Consider the following 3,714-nt stretch of genomic DNA (forward strand, 5'->3'; position numbering starts at 1 on the left):
AAAATATTTTTTCGTCATATTTATACGACTTAAATATTGTAGCATATTAAAATGAGCGAGTCAATTATTTCTTTAATTTCTTCAACGTCATCTTAACGACTTATAAATAATAACATCTATTTTTACATAAAGCAATACTTTTTCAAAAGAAAAAGTAGTTTAATCTTAAAAACTACTAAACTACTTTATTTCTTCCTTTATAACTATCGAATTTGAACTCGGCGTATTCTTGCTTCTTTAAATAAATAGAAGTATTTACTTTCTGCTATTTTCTTTTGAACCATAGTATCCAAGTTAAAGTCATCTACAAGATTTTCAATTTGTTGTAAATTCTCTAGCTCTTGTTTTGTCTGCTTAATTAGCTGAACAAGATTTTCATCATATTCTTTACGTAATTTTTGTTTATTAAAGAACAATGGTCGCCGCCTCAATTCTTAGAGTTCTCTTCTACCTTCTATTGCTTTTGATAAAGTAACTTCATCCGCATATTCTAAATCTCCGCCTACTGGTAATCCATGTGCGATTCTCGTTGTTTTAATACCAGAAGGTTTTACTAGGCGAGAAATATACATTGCTGTAGCTTCACCTTCAATTGTAGGGTTCGTCGCTAAAATCAATTCTTCAATTTCAGCATTTTGTAATCTTTTAATTAAAGTTGGTACATTAATATCTTCTGGACCTATACCATCCATAGGAGAGATAGCACCATGTAACACATGATATAAACCGTTATAATCACGCATCTTTTCCATTGCAATAACATCTTTGGGATCTTGCACAACGCATACGATTGTACGATCTCGCTGTTGATCTTGGCAGATATGACATGGATCTACATCTGTAATATGGCCACATACTGAACAATATGTTAAATCACGTTTCGCATCTACTAAAGATTTGGCAAACGTTAATACGGTATCCTCTTCCATCGTTAAGACAAAAAAAGCCAGACGAGAGGCTGTTTTCGGGCCAATGCCTGGCAATTTCATGAAACTATCGATTAGTTTGGATATCGGTTCTGGATAATGCATCCGAACGACCTCCTAGAATCCTGGAATATTTAATCCTTGTGTGAATTGTCCCATTGTAGAACTTGTTTTTTCATCTACTTGTTTAATTGCTTCGTTTGTCGCAATGATAATCATATCTTGTAATAATTCAACATCTTCTGGATCTACGATTTCTGGATCAATTACAACATCTGTTACTTCTTTTTTACCTGTCATAACGACTTTTACTAGACCATTACTTGCAGTACCTTCAAATACTTCTGCTTCTAATGCTGCTTGTGCCTCTACCATTTTCTTTTGCATTTTTTGCATTTGTTTCATCATGTTATTCATGTTACCCATTCCGCGCATTTTAAAATGCCTCCTTATAAATTAAAATTTAATTATTCTTCAATTTCAATAAAATCTTTACCAAACAGTTTTTGAGCTTCCGATACAACTGTATCATCTACTTCTTCTTCATGCTGTTCAATATCTAAGAATGATTGTACAGGCTCTTCAGGCTCATTACCAGCGACATTTACATTTTCAGATACAGGTTGTGTACCCTCTTTATGTTTACGAATAAATTCTGTTCTAATTCGATTCCAATCATCCTCTGGTACAAATACAATCTCATAAAACGTATTCGTTAAGCCTGCTAAAACATGTTTGAACTGCTCAGCCAACTCTTTATTTTCAGCAGCCATTCGGCAAAGTATTTCATGTTTGAATTTTAACACAAAAACACCGTCTGTTGCCGCTACTGGCTCTGAATCTGCCAATAATGCTTGTTGTGACTTCGTTAATTGGTTAACTGCATCCATCCAAATACTTTTAATCTGTTGAATAGCAGGTTTCGTTGCAATTTTTAGTACCTCGTTTACACGACCCGTTGGTACTTTAAAACCAGCTTGCGGTTTTTGTCGTGGTCGTTGTGAAGTTGTTTGTGATTCTGTAACAGTAACAGGACCACCCATTGACTGCATTTGTTGTACTAAACTTTCTAATTGAGCAACTTTCGCTTCTAACCCTTGTGAGTGAACTGTACTTGACTGTTCAGAATGATTGTTCATCACTTGCGTTGGTTGACTTGTTTGAACCATCTTTAATAACGCTGTTTCTAAATATACTTTTGAATGTAATGAAAAACGCATTTCTTGTTGTGTTTTCGATAAAATATCAATGTATTGATAGAGAGTATCTAAAGAAAAATCATTCGCTAATTGAACAAATTTCTCTTCATCTGAAGCAAGTTCTAGTAAATCGCCTAAATCAGGTGCTGTTTGAATAAGAAGTAAATCTCTAAAGAATGTAATGAGATCTTCTGATAAACGAACTGCGTCTTTTCCTTCATTCATTAACTCTTCTAATAATCCTAAAACATCTGCTACGTTTTTTTGTTGAATGTGTTCAACTAAACGATAAAAAATATCCTGACTAATTGAACCTGTAACAAATAATGCATCTTCGAGCGTTACTTCATTTTCACTAAATGATACAACTTGATCTAACATACTTAATGCATCACGCATACCACCCGCAGAAGCTTGTGATATCACTTTTAGTGCCTTCTCATCATAGGGGCGCTCAATATCTTCTAATACTACTTTCATTCGCTCTACAATATCTATAGAAGAAAGTCTTTTGAAATCGAATCTTTGACAGCGAGAAATGATTGTAGCTGGTATTTTATGTGGTTCAGTTGTAGCTAAAATGAATTTTGCATGTGCAGGAGGTTCTTCTAATGTTTTTAACAATGCATTGAAGGCACTTGTAGATAACATGTGCACCTCATCAATAATATATACTTTAAATCTTGCACTTGCTGGCGCAAAACGTACTTTTTCAATAATCTCACGAATTTCTTCCACACGTGAATTCGATGCCGCATCAAACTCAATTACATCGGGATGCGCATTTTCTGTGATACTTTTACAAGTAGCACATTCATTACAAGGTTCTGCAATCGGTGCTCGTTCACAATTCAATGCTTTAGCGAAAATTTTCGCTGTACTTGTTTTACCTGTACCTCGTGGCCCAGAGAACAAATAGGCATGTGTTGTGTGATCAGATTGAAGCGCATTTTGTAATGTCTTTTTTACATGGGTTTGTCCAGACATGTCTCGAAATGACTGGGGACGATATACTCGATAAAATGCCTGATATGTCAACGATACCGCTCTCCTTTTTTATAATTCTTATTACTTATGATTATAACATATACGCGTTTTGACAATGAAAAAACTCACTCGAAATATTTTCGAGTGAGTTTGAAGTGTTATGGTTAATACCATGCACCCTTAATCGACAGTCACACATAAGCGTTACTCTTGTCGCCAGCTCAGATTAGGCTACCCCGCGGCACATAAGTTGATCCACTTAATGCTGCTTCCTCTCGGACCTGACATGGTTCATGGGAACTCATTGCGCAGGACCCAATCGTCAACGCTACGTGCAAGAGGCAGACCAAACATGCGAACAGCCTCCTAAGGGAATTCAGTCTCGCTAAAGCGGATTGCGAGTTACAGGACACCGCTACCTTCCCACCTAGCACGGTAATTCATATTTTACTCATTCTAGAATTAAATTGCAACTAATAGCTATCGAAAATTTTATTCTACAATAAGATTTTTTTCGTAAAAAAGTTTTTTAAGGAAAATGGTTGACCGTAATGTTATTTCGTGTTAAATTAATCTACGTTGATAAAACAACTCTATATCTC

4 protein-coding genes and 1 other RNA gene are annotated in these 3,714 nt (G+C 35.2%); all 5 read right to left on the minus strand.

The genetic code is table 11. The features are described from left to right. Positions 1–203: 203 nt before the first annotated feature. The 5 genes from KGI01_RS13470 to ffs all read right to left on the minus strand — a co-directional run bounded on the left by KGI01_RS13470 (position 204) and on the right by ffs (position 3,548). Positions 204–416: a YaaL family protein gene (locus tag KGI01_RS13470; protein WP_141275107.1), complete on the minus strand. Its 213-nt coding sequence runs from the start codon at positions 414–416 to the stop codon at positions 204–206. An 18-nt stretch (positions 417–434) separates the two neighbouring features. Further along, positions 435–1,031, minus strand: a complete 597-nt coding sequence (gene recR / locus KGI01_RS13475) for a recombination mediator RecR (protein ID WP_068456815.1) — start codon at positions 1,029–1,031, stop codon at positions 435–437. A gap of 12 nt (positions 1,032–1,043) precedes the next feature. Then, the gene (locus tag KGI01_RS13480) at positions 1,044–1,361 is read right to left on the minus strand and encodes a YbaB/EbfC family nucleoid-associated protein (protein ID WP_068456819.1); all 318 of its coding nucleotides are present in this window, start codon (positions 1,359–1,361) and stop codon (positions 1,044–1,046) included. 32 nt (positions 1,362–1,393) lie between these two features. After that, positions 1,394–3,163, minus strand: coding sequence for a DNA polymerase III subunit gamma/tau (dnaX, locus tag KGI01_RS13485; protein WP_141275108.1), 1,770 nt, complete (start codon positions 3,161–3,163; stop codon positions 1,394–1,396). Between the two features lie 119 nt (positions 3,164–3,282). Beyond that, an RNA gene (ffs, locus tag KGI01_RS13490) (signal recognition particle sRNA large type) lies at positions 3,283–3,548 on the minus strand. Between the last annotated feature and the right edge of the window lie 166 nt (positions 3,549–3,714).

Origin of the sequence: Kurthia gibsonii, from assembly GCF_006539985.1 — a bacterium.
GTDB classification, from domain to species: domain Bacteria; phylum Bacillota; class Bacilli; order Bacillales_A; family Planococcaceae; genus Kurthia; species Kurthia gibsonii.